General features: G+C 45.8%; 12 protein-coding genes. 4 read left to right on the forward strand and 8 right to left on the reverse strand.

Annotation, left to right across the window (positions count from 1 at the left end; all coding sequences use genetic code 11):
* Window positions 1-519: 519 nt before the first annotated feature.
* Entirely contained in the window at window positions 520-3,252 is a 2,733-nt protein-coding gene (gene polA / locus V1358_RS15775; RefSeq protein WP_347394158.1) for a DNA polymerase I, read from the reverse strand.
* A gap of 538 nt (window positions 3,253-3,790) precedes the next feature.
* On the opposite strand from polA, the gene elbB reads away from it, so the two are divergent.
* The 3 genes from elbB (at window position 3,791) to V1358_RS15790 (ending at window position 7,701) form a co-directional block, all read left to right on the forward strand.
* Window positions 3,791-4,441, forward strand: a complete 651-nt coding sequence (gene elbB, locus V1358_RS15780; RefSeq protein ID WP_347394159.1) for an isoprenoid biosynthesis glyoxalase ElbB — start codon at window positions 3,791-3,793, stop codon at window positions 4,439-4,441.
* Window positions 4,442-4,616: 175 nt separating this feature from the next.
* The gene (locus tag V1358_RS15785) at window positions 4,617-5,006 is read left to right on the forward strand and encodes a c-type cytochrome (protein ID WP_347390150.1); all 390 of its coding nucleotides are present in this window, start codon (window positions 4,617-4,619) and stop codon (window positions 5,004-5,006) included.
* A 139-nt stretch (window positions 5,007-5,145) separates the two neighbouring features.
* Window positions 5,146-7,701, forward strand: a complete 2,556-nt coding sequence (locus V1358_RS15790) for a diguanylate cyclase domain-containing protein (RefSeq protein ID WP_347394160.1) — start codon at window positions 5,146-5,148, stop codon at window positions 7,699-7,701.
* Between the two features lie 5 nt (window positions 7,702-7,706).
* On the opposite strand, the gene rep is transcribed toward V1358_RS15790, so the two are convergent.
* Window positions 7,707-9,719 carry a DNA helicase Rep gene (gene rep, locus V1358_RS15795; protein ID WP_347394161.1) on the reverse strand — a complete coding sequence of 671 codons (2,013 nt, stop codon included), beginning with the start codon at window positions 9,717-9,719 and terminating at the stop codon, window positions 7,707-7,709.
* Between the two features lie 217 nt (window positions 9,720-9,936).
* On the opposite strand from rep, the gene ubiK reads away from it, so the two are divergent.
* Window positions 9,937-10,206: a ubiquinone biosynthesis accessory factor UbiK gene (ubiK, locus tag V1358_RS15800; protein ID WP_347390695.1), complete on the forward strand. Its 270-nt coding sequence runs from the start codon at window positions 9,937-9,939 to the stop codon at window positions 10,204-10,206.
* Window positions 10,207-10,288: 82 nt separating this feature from the next.
* On the opposite strand, the gene V1358_RS15805 is transcribed toward ubiK, so the two are convergent.
* From V1358_RS15805 to ilvD, 6 genes are all read right to left on the reverse strand, one after another.
* Window positions 10,289-10,927, reverse strand: a complete 639-nt coding sequence (locus tag V1358_RS15805) for an FMN-binding negative transcriptional regulator (RefSeq protein ID WP_347394162.1) — start codon at window positions 10,925-10,927, stop codon at window positions 10,289-10,291.
* A 101-nt stretch (window positions 10,928-11,028) separates the two neighbouring features.
* On the reverse strand, window positions 11,029-11,697 hold the full coding sequence (can, locus tag V1358_RS15810) for a carbonate dehydratase (RefSeq protein ID WP_347394163.1): 669 nt from the start codon (window positions 11,695-11,697) through the stop codon (window positions 11,029-11,031).
* Window positions 11,694-12,896: a methyltransferase gene (locus V1358_RS15815; protein WP_347394164.1), complete on the reverse strand. Its 1,203-nt coding sequence runs from the start codon at window positions 12,894-12,896 to the stop codon at window positions 11,694-11,696. The genes can and V1358_RS15815 overlap by 4 nt, the downstream gene beginning before the upstream one ends.
* A 74-nt stretch (window positions 12,897-12,970) precedes the next feature.
* Window positions 12,971-14,035, reverse strand: coding sequence for an ABC transporter substrate-binding protein (locus V1358_RS15820; protein ID WP_347394165.1), 1,065 nt, complete (start codon window positions 14,033-14,035; stop codon window positions 12,971-12,973).
* A gap of 30 nt (window positions 14,036-14,065) precedes the next feature.
* Window positions 14,066-15,634 carry a threonine ammonia-lyase, biosynthetic gene (ilvA, locus tag V1358_RS15825; protein WP_347394166.1) on the reverse strand — a complete coding sequence of 523 codons (1,569 nt, stop codon included), beginning with the start codon at window positions 15,632-15,634 and terminating at the stop codon, window positions 14,066-14,068.
* Window positions 15,634-17,490, reverse strand: a complete 1,857-nt coding sequence (ilvD, locus tag V1358_RS15830; protein WP_347394167.1) for a dihydroxy-acid dehydratase — start codon at window positions 17,488-17,490, stop codon at window positions 15,634-15,636. The genes ilvA and ilvD overlap by 1 nt, the downstream gene beginning before the upstream one ends.
* Between the last annotated feature and the right edge of the window lie 44 nt (window positions 17,491-17,534).

The following is a 17,534-nucleotide window of genomic DNA, read 5'->3' on the forward strand; positions in this document are numbered from 1 at the left end:
TATGATTACTGCGAAGCATGATAACAAGCATATCGCTGTTTTTTCACTCTTGCCGACTTAAATTTCGTTAATTTTTTTAATTCTGTCGTGCCAAACGCTAAGCCGCAACCCTTGTTCATTGGGTGTATGAGGGCGATGGATGCACAAAGAGAAGAGTCAGTGCCTTAAAGACATTGCAGAAATTTACGTGTGCTCGAAGCAGAGAAAAGAAAAAGCCGGCTTGCGAAAACACAAGCCGGTTATAGCAATCTGGGGAGAAGCTATCAATACGCTGTACCATCGCAAAGCGAGTGGCACATCATCAACAGGATGTCCTACAGGATGAGGACGCGCGGACTGTAGCAAATCACCATAGAGAAATAAACGCTCAATCCAGCTTTGCGCTCAGAATTAATTCTATATAAACCAAAAAGAACTAATTATTATACAAATTAACACTGCATTAACCGCTGACTTCTTAGCCAGCGGTGACGTGCTCTTGTCTTTGTCTAAGTGTTTTGTCTTTTGGCTTCGCTAAAATTAATGCGCTTGTTGCCAATTGTCGCCGCTGTCAGCTTCAGCAATAAGCGGCACGTCTAAGGTCGCTGCATTGGCCATTAGCTCACAAATTTTGGCCGTGTACTGTTCAACAAATTGCTCTTGGATTTCGAACACCAATTCATCGTGCACCTGCATCAAGATCTTAACGCTGTCTTGCGGCTGTTGCTTCACCCATTGATGTACAGTAATCATCGCTTTTTTGATAATGTCTGCGGCTGTTCCCTGCATTGGGGCGTTGATTGCAGCACGCTCCGCAGCTTTGCGACGCGCACCATTACGAGCATTGATCTCTGGCAGCTGTAGACGACGGCCAAACAGTGTCTCGACATAACCTTTCTCAGCCGCTGTTTCACGGGTACGCTCCATATATTCCAGTACGCCTGGGAAGCGTTCGAAATATTTATCCATGTAGTGCTGAGCTTCATGACGAGGAATATCGAGCTGACGAGACAAACCAAAGGCAGACATTCCATAAATCAAACCGAAGTTAACAGCTTTTGCCTTACGGCGCATATCACTAGTTACTTCCTCAAGCGGCACAGAGAATACTTCGCTTGCAGTAGCGCTGTGAACATCAAGGTCGTTCGCAAACGCATTGAGTAAGCCCTTGTCTTGCGACAAGTGCGCCATAATACGTAATTCGATTTGCGAATAGTCGGCAGCAACGATCTTACAACCAGGGCTGGCAATAAAGGCTTCGCGAATACGACGGCCTTCTTCAGAGCGTATCGGAATGTTCTGCAAGTTAGGATCGGTGGAGCTTAAACGACCCGTCGCGGTCACCGCTTGATGATAAGAAGTATGCACACGCTTGGTCTTGTCATTGACCATTAAAGGTAATTTATCTGTATAGGTTGATTTCAACTTAGACAGACCGCGATGTTCAATGATCACTTTGGGCAATGGATAGTCATGTGCAAGCTCTTGCAATACTTCTTCCGCGGTTGATGGCGCACCTTTAGGTGTTTTCTTAATGACGGGAAGTTCGAGCTTTTCAAACAAGATTGCTTGTAACTGCTTCGGAGAGCCTAAATTGAACTCTTCACCAGCCATGTCGTACGCTTCTTTTTCAAGCTCTTGTAGACGCTCACCTAGACGTTGTGAGTGCTGATTAAGCATTTGTGAGTCAATGACCACGCCTGTACGTTCAATATACGACAACACTTCAACCAGCGGTAATTCAATGTCTTCAAATACCGACTTCAATTGCGTATCTGCTTCCACCTTAGGCCAAAGATGCTGATGCAAACGCAGGGTGATATCAGCGTCTTCCGCTGCATAAGGGGCCGCTTGCTCCAGTTCAATTTGATTGAAAGTCAGCTGCTTCTTACCTTTGCCTGCAATATCTTCAAAGCTGATGTTCTTATGCCCTAGATATTTCAGCGCTAGCGAGTCCATGTCATGGCGTGTGCCGACACTGTTGAATACGTAAGACTCAAGCATGGTATCAAAGGCGATGCCATTAAATTCGATACCTGCATTAGCTAACACACTCTTGTCGTACTTCAGGTTTTGGCCCACTTTAGCCTTGTTTGGATCACGAAGAATGGGGCCGAGTTTCTCGAGGATCAGCTCCAAAGGCAATTGCTCCGGCGCTCCCGGATAATCATGACTAATAGGTAAATAAGCAGCCTCGCCAACTTCTACCGCAAAGCTCATGCCCACTAGCTGCGCCTGCATGTAATCAACGCTCGTTGTTTCCGTGTCGAATGCGATTAATTCAGCGGCATTGAGCTTTTCAACCCATGCATCTAATTGTGCTTCTGTCAGAATTGTCTCGTAGTGCGCGTCAACTTTCGGAACTTCTTGCGCGTCAGTTGGAACATCTAGATGCGTTTGCGTATCACTGCCTTTGTCTAACAGCTCAGCCAGCCAGCGGCGGAATTCACATTCACCGTATAGTTTAATAAGTTCGTCTGTATCGGGTTCGAGTAACTTAAGTTTGTCGAGATCTTCTTCTACTTCAACATCAAGTTTGATCGTTGCCAATTCATAACTTAACGGTAAGTGTGACAAAGCATTACGTAGCTTTTCACCAATTTTTCCCGTTACTTCATCAGCATGATCGATCACGCCTTGCAACGACTCATACTTGTCGAGCCACTTCACTGCGGTTTTTGGACCACAGCCCTCAACACCCGGGATGTTATCGACCTTATCCCCCATCAACGCGAGGTAATCAATGATGCGTTCTGGACCAACTCCAAACTTCTCTTTGACTGTTTCAGGATCAGAAATACTGTCAGTCATGGTGTTGATCAACGTCACGTGCTCATTAACAAGCTGCGCCATGTCTTTATCACCAGTTGAAATAAGAACGTGTCGCTTTTGTTCACTTGCAATACGTGCATAAGTGCCAATAACGTCATCGGCTTCAACGCCCTCGATGCTGATCAGCGGGAAGCCCATAGCACGAATAATATTGTGAAGTGGCTCGATTTGCGTGCGCAAATCGTCAGGCATAGGTGGTCGATTTGCCTTGTACTCACTGTACATATCATTACGGAAGGTTTTCCCTTTGGCGTCGAAAATCACAACCATGTGTGAAGGGTCGTATTGCTTTACCAAACTTTTCAGCATGTTAACCACACCGTAAATAGCTCCCGTCGCGTCGCCTTTTGAATTGGTGAGGTGCGGTGGCGCATGATACGCACGAAATAGATATGAAGAACCATCAACTAGGACAAGCGGATTTTCTGGGATTTGCGCCATTTTTCAGCACTCAAAGTCTAATTATTTTTGATAGACAAAGGATGCCATAAGGCGCTTAAGAAAACGAGCGGGATTTCAAAATCGTCTGTCTGCAACAGCACGCAAATACAATTTAAAAATTTGCGTCTAACATAGGATCATCATGAATTAACAAAGGCGATTTTTCGTACTGAAAAAACAACAACAAGCTGTGGATAACTTTGTAGATAAAAAACACGAGAAAACCTCCAAACACTTCAAAAAGCATTTAGAGTTTACTTAAGTCTGTGTTTTTGTTAGAAAAAAAGAAGAAACTCCGTATCTTATTTTCTTATTATTTTAATAATCCATTGTGGAAAGTGGTTACTAGTACGAAGCAATTAGAGCTTCCTATCTAATTAACCAGCTAAGCATTCTAGCACAATGGATCAAAGATCATAGCGATCCTTTATAACTTTTTTCTCATCATGAAATAGTATGAAGTTATATAACAGGATTGACGGGAGCTGTCCGAGATCTGTACCTTAGCATTTTAGTTTTTCTCTAAGGAAATAAGGGTATGACCAAGGTAGCAATTATTCTCAGCGGCTGTGGTGTTTTTGATGGTGCGGAAATTCACGAATCAGTGCTTACTCTGCTTTTTCTTGAGCAAGCTGGCGCGCAGTATCAGTGCTTTGCTCCGAACATAGATCAACTTCATGTAATCAACCACCTTACAGGTGAAGAGCAAGCGCAAACCCGAAATGTGCTCGTGGAAGCTGCCCGCATTGCCCGAGGAGAGATCCTCGATCTCAAAGAGTTGCGCGTAGATGAATACGATGCACTAGTATTACCCGGTGGTTTCGGCGCGGCAAAGAACCTATGTGATTTTGCACTTAAGGGTGAAAACAGCGTATTGAACGCCGATGTTGAGCGAGTCTGCCAAGAGTTTGCACAGCAGCAAAAGCCTGCGGCTTATCTATGTATCGCTCCAGCGATCATCGCTCATATCTATCCACAAGGCACCAAAGCAACAATAGGTAATGATGCAGATACAGCTGCGGCAATGGAAAAACTTGGTGCTCAACACGTTGACTGCCGCGTTGATGACATTGTTGTTGATGAACAAGCTAAAGTCATTTCAACGCCGGCTTATATGTTGGCGGGATCCGTGAAAGAAGCGGCAAGCGGCATCGAAAAAGCCATAAACAAGCTGATTAGCCTCGTTTAGACTTACAGCAGCAGAGACTGGCGCAACCAAAAAGTTGCGCTAAAACATAAAATGTCTACTTTTTAACACATTAATATTGGCTAGGCATTTTATAAATTGTTCTGCGAGGTTATAATTTGCCGATATTTCGTCACCAGGTCATTTTGACCATTAGCATCCGAATGAGCAAAGAAACATGAAGAAACTATCTGCCGTATTGTTATTGTTATCAACCGCTGTAAGCGCAGCGCCTTTTGACGGCGCGATGACTGATGAAGCGATCAAAGCACGTCTTCAACCAATTGGTGAAGTTTACCTAGCTGGTCAAACTGCAGCAGCAGATGCTGCACCTGCAGGTCCTCGTAGCGGCGAGCAAGTGTACCAAGCTTCTTGTTTTGCTTGTCACGGTTCAGGCGCTTTGGGCGCTCCTAAAACTGCTGCTGACTGGGAACCTCGCCTAGCAAAAGGTTTTGATACACTTTTAGATCATGCAATTAACGGCTTTAATGCAATGCCTCCACGTGGTACGTGTATGGATTGTTCTGATGATGAAATCAAAGCAGCTATTGAGTTCATGACTAAGTAAGTAGCAACTTACCTACAAAATACATATAAAAAGGAGGCTTTGCCTCCTTTTTTCGTTCCCAGATTAGCGCTCGATAGTGCTTGACCAAAAATGAAAAAAATGGAATATTTGGCGGTCAATAATTAAACAAAAATAAGAAATGGCACGTTCAGTGGATGAGTGTTCGGAAATAAAATTGCGCAAGCGAAATAAACGCTTAAAGCAGTTGCTGCTCAAGTACAAGCAGCAACACCATTTCCAGCACGCGCTAATTAGACTGTCGGAACAAGCCAGTACCCACCCAGATTTAAATTCGTTTTATCCCGCTATACGCCAGTTACTCGCGGATTACGTACCAAGTCAAAACTTCTATGTGGTTCTGCAAAACTCAGAAAGCGGGTTGTTAGAGTTATCCTATTTCGTCGACCAAAAGGATTCTTCTAGCCATCCTCAATTAGCAGATCAACATTTTGAACAAAGTGTCACCGGCTATGTTTTTCGCTCAAAAGCTACGGCGTACTTTAACAGCGAAACCATGGCTCAAGGTGCTGCACAGGGTAAATTTAAGCTACTTGGTACCCCTTCTGAACATTGGCTTGGTGTACCCATCTACCAAGATACAGATGTTATCGGGGTGATGGTGTCGCAAAGCTACGAGCAAAATGAAGGCTACAGCCAAGAGCAAATCGAGCTGTTTGAAGTCATCGCCTTGTACCTTGCTACTGCAATTGAGCGAGTTAAAAAGCGCGAACTATTAGAAAGCCAAGTAAAACAGCGCACACTCGCACTAACGCAAAGCAACAAAGCGCTCAATGAAGAAATCGCGCAGCGCAAAAAGGCCTTAGAACGCCAACAAACGTTATTTCAAATTGCCGAGCTTGCGAGTCAATCAATCAATATTGATGATGTGTATTTTCATGTTCATCAAATCATGAAGTCCATCACCTACGCTGAGAACCTCTACATCGCCTTATACGATAAAGAGAATAATTGGCTCACGTTCCCCTACTCCGTCGATGAATGCGGCGGTGATTTCGGCCCTCGCCCATTTGCTAAGGGCTACAGCGAATATGTGCTCACGACTAAACAGTGTCAGTTGATTAATCGAGAGCGTGGGGAGGAACTTATCGCTCAGGGCGTGGTTGAGCGTCGCGGTGACATCGACGATTCTTGCCGCTGCAGCAGTTGGCTCGGCGCTCCGCTGAAAACTGCGCAAGGCGTTATTGGGCTAATCGTATGTCAGGCATATGGCAACAAATACGAGTTTGTAAAAGAAGATGTCGAGCTCATCGGCTATGTGTCCAATCAAATCGCCAACGTATTGCAAAATCACCTGTCGCAACAGGCATTGCGTCACAGTCACCAAGAGTTGGAATTACGTGTCGCCGAGAAAACCCGAGAATTACGCCAAGCTAACTTACATTTGCAGCTGCAAATTGATGAGCGCAGAAAGATAGAGCAACAGTTGTACCATGATGCCCATCACGACTCTCTAACTGGATTACCGAATAGAAGTTTGTTTATCTCCCAACTTGAGCGAACCATGCAGCATTATCAACGCTTTCCTGAGCAAGATTTTGCGGTATTGTTTATTGATTTAGACAAATTCAAAGACATTAACGACAAGCTTGGACATCAGTTTGGTGATCAGTTCCTTATTCAAGTGGCAAGTAAGCTCAAGCAGTGTATTCGCGAACACGACCTCATTGCTCGTCTCGGTGGTGATGAATTTGTTGTGTTGCTATCTCAACTCACCGAGCAGCAACAAGCACAAGACGTGGCCGAGCGAATTATTGCGGTCATGCAGCAACCTTTTTGCCACCAAGGCACCTGTATCCAAAGTGGTGCAAGCATAGGGATTACCTACAGTCATAAGGGCTATAGCCACACCGATGAAGTCATTCGTGATGCCGATGCCGCCATGTATTACGCCAAACAAACAGGCAAGGGACGCTATGAATTTTATCACCCATTGCTTAGCTATGGCGGTGAAGAGTCTGTTGAGGAGATCAAACATCACCTCATGGACCTGCATACCCATTTCCGCGTTAGCGAGATTGTCCATTTTGGCGAACAACAACCACTGCAATTACTCGACGCCTTTGGCGAGCATCCGGTGCTAGGCAGTACCAGTTTTGAACAATTAAAGCGCTTCGCAAATGATAATTACGAGTTAGCCGAAGTGGAATTGAAGTTATTGAAGTATGGATTTGAGCAACACAATAATGACACCTTATCATTACTAAACTGCTCAACTTTATTACTGGATGAACAACACTTCCCTGAGCTATCCAGTTGGGCTAGCAGCCTTACAAATAAAGAAAACCTCTGTTTACTATTTGATGAATCAGATCTTAGATATTGCAGCGTTCAACAATTGCAAAACCTTGAAACTCTGTTTGATAAAGGGCTCAATATTGGCTTAAACGATTTAGCCAAAGATAAATGCGACCTCGGCACGCTCACACAACTACCGTATTTTTGTGTACTGCTAAGCGCTACCTTTAGCCGCAGAGTTCTGCAAGATCCCCGTTACGACCAAATGCTCCAAGGTGTATTGGCTATCACCAAGCTAAATAATTGCAAAGTGATTGCCAAAGGTCCATGCATTTTAAACTTCCGCTCCTTGCTCGAGGAGCACGGCATAGTCCATTTTATTGGCCAACAGTCAGTGTTGGATGAACAAATGCCCCTGAGCAAGCTTAGTTTGGGCTAACGCCACTATTTCTTGAGCATCGCTCGTAAGTTAGCCACACGCGCTTGCCCTTGCTGCATGCGTTGCTCTTGGTTTTGCGGTGGCTTTCTGGCTTCAAATGCTAGGTCTTGTTGTGGTAACTCTTCCACAAAGCGGCTGATCTCTGGAGTGATCATCTCACCGAATTGACGTCGATTTTTTGCATAGGTCATTACCAACTCTTGTTGTGCCCGCGTAATACCAACGTAGGCAAGACGACGCTCTTCATCAACATTGTCTTCATCAATACTGCTTTGGTGCGGCAACAAGCCTTCTTCCATGCCCACCATAAATACATAGGGATATTCCAAACCTTTGGAGGCATGCAGCGTTAACAGCTGGACTGCATCACTTTCATCCTCATCTTCATTGCGCTCCATCATATCGCGCAGCGTCAGCTTCATGACGACTTCAGGCAATGTCAGGGCAGGATTATCGGCATCCCCTGTAAGCATATCAGTGATCCAGCGATACAACTCAGACACGTTTTTCATACGCATCTCTGCTGCTTTGGCACTGGTTGATGTCTCATACAAATAGGCTTCGTAGTTAATTTGGCGCACCAAATCTTTGACCGCTTCGAGCGTGTCACTGCGCTGGGCATTGTCGGCTAGTTCCACAACCCAACGGGCAAAGCCCATAAGCGCATTATAGCCTCGACCTTGTAGTCGCCCTGCTAACTCAGATTCAAAACACGCAGCGAATAAGCTGATGTGTTTCTCATTCGCCAACGAACCTAACTTTTCCAGTGTAACCGGTCCAATTTCGCGTCGTGGTGTGTTCACGATACGCAAAAATGCGTTGTCATCGTCTTGGTTAACAAGTAAGCGCAGGTAGGCCATCATGTCTTTGATTTCTGCACGAGAGAAAAACGACATACCACCACTAATTTTGTAAGGGATACGGTTGCTCATTAGCGCTTTTTCAAACACTCGTGCTTGGTGGTTACCGCGATACAAGATGGCGTAATCTTTAAAATTAGTCCGTTTGGTAAACTTGTGAGAGATGATTTCAGCAACAACGCGCTCTGCTTCGTGCTCTTCGTCGCGTGTAGCGATGACTTTAATCGGCTCGCCATAGCCGAGCTCACTGAATAGCTTTTTATCGAATACGTGGGGGTTATTGGCAATAAGAATATTGGCCGCTTTCAAAATACGCCCAGCACTGCGATAGTTTTGCTCAAGTTTGATCAATCGTAATCCGGGAAAGTCTTTACTTAGCAGTACTAGGTTTTGTGGCTTCGCACCACGCCATGAGTAGATTGACTGGTCATCATCACCCACAACGGTAAAGCGTGCACGCTGACCAACCAGCAATTTCACCAACTGGTATTGGCTGGTATTGGTGTCTTGATATTCGTCCACCAGCAAGTAGCGGAATCGGTCTTGCCAACGCTCCCGCACATCTACATTAGCCCCCAACAACAACGTTGGGATCATAATCAGATCATCAAAATCGAGGGCATTGTAAGCACGCAATTGTGTTTGATAACGCGCATAAAGCTGAGCAAACAAGGCTTTTTGTGGCTCTCGAGCCGCAGCAACAGCATGTTGCGGTAAGATCAACTCATTCTTCCAATCACTGATTTGTGTTTTTAGAGCGTTAAGTAAATCCTTATCGCCTTTGAGCTCATCATCGGTCAGTTCGTTAAGAAGTTGATTGGTGTCTTGATCATCAAAGAGCGAGAAACCCGCCTTGAAGCCCAGTGTCTTCAGCTCTTTTTTGATAATTTCCAGGCCTAAGGTGTGAAACGTTGACACCCATAGCCCTTTCGCCTCATGCTTACCCAGTGTTTGCGCGACACGCTCACGCATCTCGCGCGCCGCTTTATTAGTAAAGGTTACCGCAGCAATATTACGCGCTTGATACTGACAATTTTGCACTAAGTGAGCGATTTTATTGGTAATTACACGCGTCTTACCAGAACCAGCACCTGCCAACACAAGGCACGGCCCGCTGATGTATTTTACCGCTTCATTTTGCTGAGGGTTGAGCTTCATAAACACTAATCTAAAACACTTGGAACTGCGTAGTTTAACTTATCTGGTGTTATGTTACAGCCGCAGACTCCAAACAAATTAATACGCACTTTGCATTGGCCAGCAGCAAGAGATTCTGAGCCGAGAAATATAAAAACTTATCAAGCATGATGAATTTCTTATCCCGAGTCGGCCGTAAATTAGTTACACTTAGGACATACAAAGATAGGAGCCAATGATGATTAACCCTAGCAAGATTGAAGAAATCGCCCGCCAAATTGGCAATAACATGCCAAAAGGCATGCGTGACATCGCTGAAAACTTTGAATCGAAAACAAAGCAAGTGTTACAAAACAAGCTATCGGAAATGGACTTTGTAAGTCGTGAAGAGTTTGATATTCAAAGCCAAGTATTGGTTAGAACACGTGAAAAACTAACCGCTCTTGAGCAAAAAGTGGCGGCGCTAGAGGCATTGCTCGCTCAGCAAGAGCAAAATACGGACTCTTAATAATCACGGTGCTTACTCACCAAGCGCTGTTTTATACGAACAGCCCTTGGTGCTCTACACACTACTATTGTTTTACAGAGAATTAATCAATACCAGCATGCTGCTGCACGAGCTTCGCCACTGTTTGCGCACCATCCTCAGACAGCTCACTTAGCCCAGTCACGACCCCTTGCTGATTAACCTCTGGTTGATTTTGACTGAGCTTCCACTGCCCTTCCAACTGTGACACTTCAATGTTGATGCCTACCAAGGCCGGCAGCATTCTATCAATGTAGTCACGGGGCGCATCAGTAATAGACCACGGCTTTGGCTGATTTCTTTCTTGTTCGTTCGTGAGTGAATCAATGGCATTGAAAATCCACGCCGCATCATGCACAAAGCGCATCGCGCCTTTGGCATGCACTGCAACGTAATTCCAAGTGGGAACAGCTTTACCATTTTCAGCCTTGGTCGGGTAGTAATTAGGAGAGATATAACTGTGGGGACCGTTAAACACGACTAAGCAATTATCGCCGTCAACCATGTTCTTCCATAGAGGATTGGCTTTTGCTATGTGACCTTGCAAATAGAAGCGGCCATCCTTTTCATTTAGTAGCAAAGGCAGATGGTGAGCTTCTAAACCTGCGCTCCCATGTACAATCACATTCGCAAATGGGTGCTGGCGTATCAAAGCTATTAACTCTTCGATGTTCTGTTGCTTAAACTTCCTTGGTATATGCACGTTTCTTCCTCATCGAAAACCATTTAACTGGTTGGATAATTTATAAAAAAAGGGACACACACAGGCATCCCCTTTTAGTCGCAAAAGCGATAGTAAATCAATTATTCCACATGTTCACCGCGAACACGTCTAGCAACATTTTCAAGTGCTTCTTTGTAGCTATCGCCCAACTCTTGCTGGCAACGAACTACCGCATCCATATCGTGAATATGACCATTTTCAAGACTATAAACCCAGCCATGAACTGTTAAGTCTTGGCCTCGTGCCCATGCATCTTGCACTATGTTAGTACGACATACGTTGCGCACTTGCTCGATAACATTAAGCTCAATTAAACGCGCTAAACGATCTTGCTCTGGTGCCGTTTCCAATAGCTCTAAGTGGCGCTCTTTAATGTCACCAACGTGGCGCAGCCAGTTATCAATAAGACCGAACTTCGCTTCTTCTAATACCGCCTTGATACCACCACAACCATAGTGACCCACCACCATGATGTGCTTCACTTTCAATACTTCAACAGCGTATTGCATTACCGACAAACAGTTATGGTCAGTGTGCACAACGACGTTTGCAACGTTACGGTGAACAAACAATTCGCCTGGCATTAAATCAACGATTTGGTTTGCTGGCACGCGCGAGTCAGAACAGCCGATCCATAGATATTCAGGGCTTTGTTGCTCAGAGAGTTTTTTAAAAAATTCAGGATCTTGTTCTGTGGTGCGTTTTGCCCACTGCTTGTTGTTTTCAAAAAGATGGCGTAAGTTTTTCACTGCAACTCTCTATTTAATTTTGCGTCAATTAAGATATTTCGCGGTGTGAGGCTCGGCTCACAGAATTCAAAAATATCCACCTGATAATTTGCTTGCTGCAAATATAAAGCACGATCAAGCACGAGCCAAACTTCTATGGCCCTTCTGAACACATGTCTTACCAGTTCGATACGGTCAGTCATGTGTTTCCTTTGTATTCCACGTGTTAAATAATCTTCATAATCAATATGTTCTGGTAATACCAAGCCTTTTTTCCTAGCCGCCCATTGGCAAAACTCTGAAAACTCACCACCGAATACCAACTTCCCTACAGAGGGGACAGGGGTGTAGTAATCTCGGGAAAAAGCATCCCTAACTAATTGATCAAAGCCCAGACGCCATTGCACTTCCGTTTGCCTTAGCCTTTGTACGCGCTGACCCGCTGTCACTGTTTGTTGTAATGCCAATTTTAGGTCACTGCTTTGCATACGTAATGCGCTTTGCTGAGCAGCGTCACTCATCGGCTGATAATGCTCATGCTCTAAAAACAAATGATAACAACACGGCGAAATGGAGAGTCTTTGCGTGCCTATAGCGCTGGCTTGGCGCATTAACGACTGATGCAAACCACCACAAGCATGCAAGGCAACGGCATGGTCGCATTTGGCTATCCAAGGAACGCAATCGTCTTGCAGTACATTGGCTTCATTAAAAGTAATGGGCAAAGAAAATTGTTGCGCGAGATGCTCTCCCTGCGCACATAAATGTGGCTGAATCTCTACACTGTGAACAGTCACACCGTATTGATGCGCTAATAGCCGTCCTAAGTGCCCCTTGCCTGCACACCACTCTAGAACATTTTCATTCTCTTGTTGCGGAGTCAAATGCTCGACAAATGCCTGCAACTGCGTCAATTTTCGCCCTTTTATGCCGTTGGTCAGCCAAAATGGTAGTTCATGATTGCTACTTACAAACGCTTTAGGTAATTGACTTAACTCCTCAAGGCGCTGTAAATCTGGAATATAGGTTTTGAAAAAACCGACAAGTTTATCGGGATTTTCATCCAGTGCAGCCACTTGCTCATCATCAAGCTGCTCAAGCACAGGGGCCAGATGCGGCCATGGATATTGCTCACAGGAAAAAGCGACACATTGCCAATATTGGCGGGTGTGATACAAAAGTTGATCAAGCGCTTGAAAATGCGCGAGCAAAGCGGACATAAACTTAAGACATTGGAGCTAGTTGCCTCAAATTATATCAGACTTAGGTGCTCGAAGCGTTATCAATCCGCCTGCTAAGGCTTTTCGCTACCAGAATAGAACAAACGCAAATAGGCTGGTATTGCAACTACCAAAATAGCGATTGCCAAAATGACCATCCAAGATATTCGTCGCTCTGTCGTGGTCGGTGCTGGACGGTAAATAAAACCGTCAAAATGCGCCGATAGACTATCAGGGCTGAGTTTGTACAGCTCGGTGATCACACGCCATCTCGCATCCGACATTGCACCGATAGAGTTGCCTGATTGCATCATCAGAGGCTTTAATTGATCGGCTTCGAAGGCAAGCTGCTCAAGATTTTTATGCGGTGCATAGCGCTCATGCGTCAGCGCAATTGCTTCGTCTAAATGCAATAATGCATAGCGCCATCCACGCAAACTCGCTTGATGGAATCGGGCAACGACATCAGGAGAGGCTTTTAAAAACTGCTCAGAAGTAAATAACACATCACCGTACACATTTAGGCCGTAACGCTTTGGACACACCATACGGAAATCGATACCGCGCTGATTCAAAATATAGGGCTCGTTGGTGATATAGACCTGCATGGCATCGATTTCATTGTCTAACCATGCTTGTAAATTGGATTTATTAGCGTGTGAAATGACTTCAACTTCAACGTTTCGATGGTCGAGCAGATTCATCAGTTCGGCATTTTCATCCTTGCTCAAGATGCTAATTCGCTGACCATTAAAGTGTTCAGGGATGTAAATGTGCGAGTCTTTGCGTACTAACCAGCAATAGGGGGATGATTGCAGCAAAGCAGCCAGCGCAACCAATGGCTGACCTTGAAGCCGTTGTTTAATAATGCCTGAGTGAGTGATACCAAAGTCGGCTTTGCCACTGAGCACCTTGGACATGGTGTCGGTGTCGCTCGGGGTTGCGGGAATGATATTTACCGCCAGACCCACATCTTGGTAATAGCCAAGTTCTTTGGCCACGTAGTAACCCGCGAATTGGAATTGGTGTTGCCACTTGAGCTGCAAGGTTACCGCAGTCGACTCATTAGCATAACTCGCCTGCGATACCCAAAACAAAAGGATGGCCACACATGTTGGTAGAGCTGCCCGCCTGCTCACATGTCGTCCTTGAATGAAATAACTACTCCACTATATGCAAGCTTCTTTCATTTTGCCAGTTTCTAGCTTTGCGCTACCAGCTTGACCATGCGCCAAAAATTGCTGGTAACACGGGTTGGCTGTTTCATCAATGTATTGATAGCCAAGACGCTCTAGATGCTGACTAAATGCAGGTTCATCCGAAGCAGATACTTCAAACGCAGCAAGGACATTGCCGGTCGCCGCACCGTGGTTGCGATAGTGGAATAAGCTGATGTTCCATTTACTCCCTAAGGTATCCAAAAAACGCGCCAGAGCGCCTGGATATTCAGGAAATTCGAAACGCAATAAACGCTCTTCAAGCTGCTCACTTGGTTTACCACCGACCATGTAACGGACATGCAATTTAGCCAGTTCGTTGTCCGACATATCGACGTAGTCATAACCTTGTTGATCCAGCTCCGCGAGTAGCTCTGTCAATTCACTCGCGCCTTGGCGCAGACCAATACCGACAAATATTTGCGCTTCACCGGGGCCTGCATAACGGTAGTTAAACTCAGTTATAGCGCGACCACCCAAAGACTGACAAAAGCGCTTAAAGCTACCTTTTTCTTCTTTAATAGTCACCGCCAGCAAAGCTTCATTCTTTTCACCGAGTGCCGTGCGTTCAGCTACATGACGCAAACGATCAAAATTGAGGTTAGCGCCCGACAGCACAGCAGCCAGATTCAGGCCTTTTTCACCGGTCTGTTGCACCCACTTTTTCAAACCAGCCAACGACAAAGCACCTGAAGGCTCAGCAACAGCGCGGGTGCTGACGAATATATCCTGCACCGCAGCACATATTTCATCACCGCTTACAGTAATCACGTCGTCACAAAACTGCTGTGCCAAGCGAAATGTTTCTGTTCCAATGATTTTAACCGCAACGCCATCGGCGAAACTCCCGACTCGCTCAAGTTCTATAGGCTTACCTGCTGCCATCGCCGCCTGCAAACACGCACTTTCTTCGGCTTCGACACCAATCACCCTAATATCTGGGCGCAATGACTTGATGTACACCGCCATACCCGCAAGTAAACCACCGCCACCCACAGGTATAAAAACGACGTCCAGCTCAGGCAACTGCTGCATCAACTCTCGGGCTATCGTGCCTTGGCCAACAATCACATCGGGATCATCAAAAGGCGGCACAAATACAGCATTTTGCTGTTCTGCCAATATCAATGCATGTTCTTTAGCCGCATCAAAATGATGGCCATGCAGAACAACTTCACCACCAAAATTACGCACCGCGTCGACCTTAATCTGTGGCGTTGTCAAAGGCATAACAATGGTTGCTTGATGGCCTAGCTCAGTAGCACTCAAGGCCACGCCTTGGGCATGATTTCCTGCTGATGCGGTGATCACTTTAGAGCCTGTTGGTAACTTGCTCAGCTTGTTATAGGCACCACGTAATTTAAATGAATAGACGGGTTGTTGGTCTTCGCGTTTGAGCCAGATCTTTGAACCAAGTTTAGCCTCCAGTGAGGTAAGTTCACTGACTTCAGTGACTTTAACCAAAGGCTCCATATTGGCTTGAATGATGGCCCGAAAATAATCGAGTTCGCTCGCTGCCATCAGCTCAAATCCTCTAGTTTTTGCAAATCACGTACCGCACCTTTATCAGCACTGGTTGCAAGCAGCGCATACGCTTTTAGTGCAGGCGTAACAACGCGTTCGCGATTAAGTGGTTTATAAGCTAATTTGCCGCGCGCTTGTTGTAACTCTTCACGCAGCGCAAGTTGCTCAGCACTAAGCGATAAATTGATGCCACGGTTAGGGATATCAATGATGATTTCATCGCCGTCTTCCACCAATGCGATAGCACCACCACTTGCAGCCTCCGGCGAAACGTGACCGATTGATAAGCCCGATGTACCACCAGAGAAGCGGCCGTCTGTGATCAAAGCGCATTCTTTATCTAACGCCATCGATTTTAAATAACTCGTTGGATACAGCATCTCCTGCATACCTGGACCCCCTTTAGGCCCTTCGTAGCGGATGATCACAACATCACCTTTTTGTACTTTGCCTTCCAAGATGCCATCCACCGCATCGTCTTGCGATTCATACACGCGAGCTGTGCCTTTGAATACCAGCATCTCTTCAGCTACACCGGCACTTTTTACAATACAGCCATTAGGCGCGAGGTTACCGTAAAGTACAGCCAGTCCACCATCTTGGCTGAATGCATGTTCAACGCTACGAATGCAGCCTTGTTCACGATCTAAATCTAGTTCTGGCCAACGATACTCTTGGCTCATTGCTTTAGTTGTGCGAATACCCGCAGGTCCGGCGCGATAAAACTTCTGCGCGTCAGTATTTTCTGGGTCCGTCGCATCATAACGAGCGATAACCTCACCGAGATTCGCGCCAGCCACGTGACCCACAGACAAATCGAGTTTATCGGCTTTTGCTAACTCATTCAGAATCGCCATGATACCGCCAGCGCGGTGCACATCTTCGATATGATATTGCTGCGTAGCAGGCGCTACTTTACATAGGAACGGCGTGCTGCGAGAAAGCCGATCGATGTCTTCCATATCGAAGTCAACGCCCGCCTCTTGGGCTGCTGCAAGTAAATGCAACACCGTATTAGACGAGCCACCCATGGCGATATCTAAAGTCATCGAGTTCATAAACGCAGCTTGGTTAGCGATATTGCGTGGCAACACTGACTCATCGTCTTCACCATAAAAACGGTTACACAAATCGACAATGCGCTGACCCGCCTCCACATAAAGTTGCATACGATCTTTGTGAGTCGCAAGCGTAGTACCGTTACCCGGCAACGCCAGGCCTAAGGCTTCTAATAAGCAGTTCATTGAATTAGCAGTAAACATGCCTGAACATGAACCACAGGTAGGGCACGCTGAGCGTTCAACCTGCTCCGAGTCTTCATCACTGACCGTTGGGTCTGCACCTTTGACCATAGCGTCAACTAAATCGAGTTTGATGTCGATTTCAGCCAAGCGCGTTTTACCGGCCTCCATCGGGCCACCCGAGACAAAGATTACGGGAATATTTAAGCGCAGCGCTGCCAACATCATTCCTGGAGTGATCTTATCGCAGTTGGAGATACATACCATGGCATCAGCACAGTGTGCATTGACCATGTATTCAACAGAATCGGCAATCAAATCACGCGACGGTAATGAGTAAAGCATACCGCCATGACCCATGGCGATACCATCATCGATAGCAATGGTATTGAATTCTCGTGGCACACCACCCGCATCGCGTATGGTTTGTGCCATTAAGTCGCTCAATTGGTTGAGGTGCACATGCCCCGGAACGAATTGGGTATATGAATTGACCACAGCGATGATGGGTTTCTTAAAATCGCTGTCGGTCATGCCCGTTGCTCGCCATAGCGCTCTCGCGCCCGCTCGTTTACGTCCTTCAGTTGTTGTTGCACTGCGTAGTTTAGCCATGTTTACCTCGATAATTTTGCGAACACCAATGTGTGTCGACTTTC

This window comes from Pseudoalteromonas pernae (assembly GCF_039831865.1).
In the GTDB taxonomy this organism is placed as follows: Bacteria; Pseudomonadota; Gammaproteobacteria; order Enterobacterales; family Alteromonadaceae; genus Pseudoalteromonas; species Pseudoalteromonas pernae.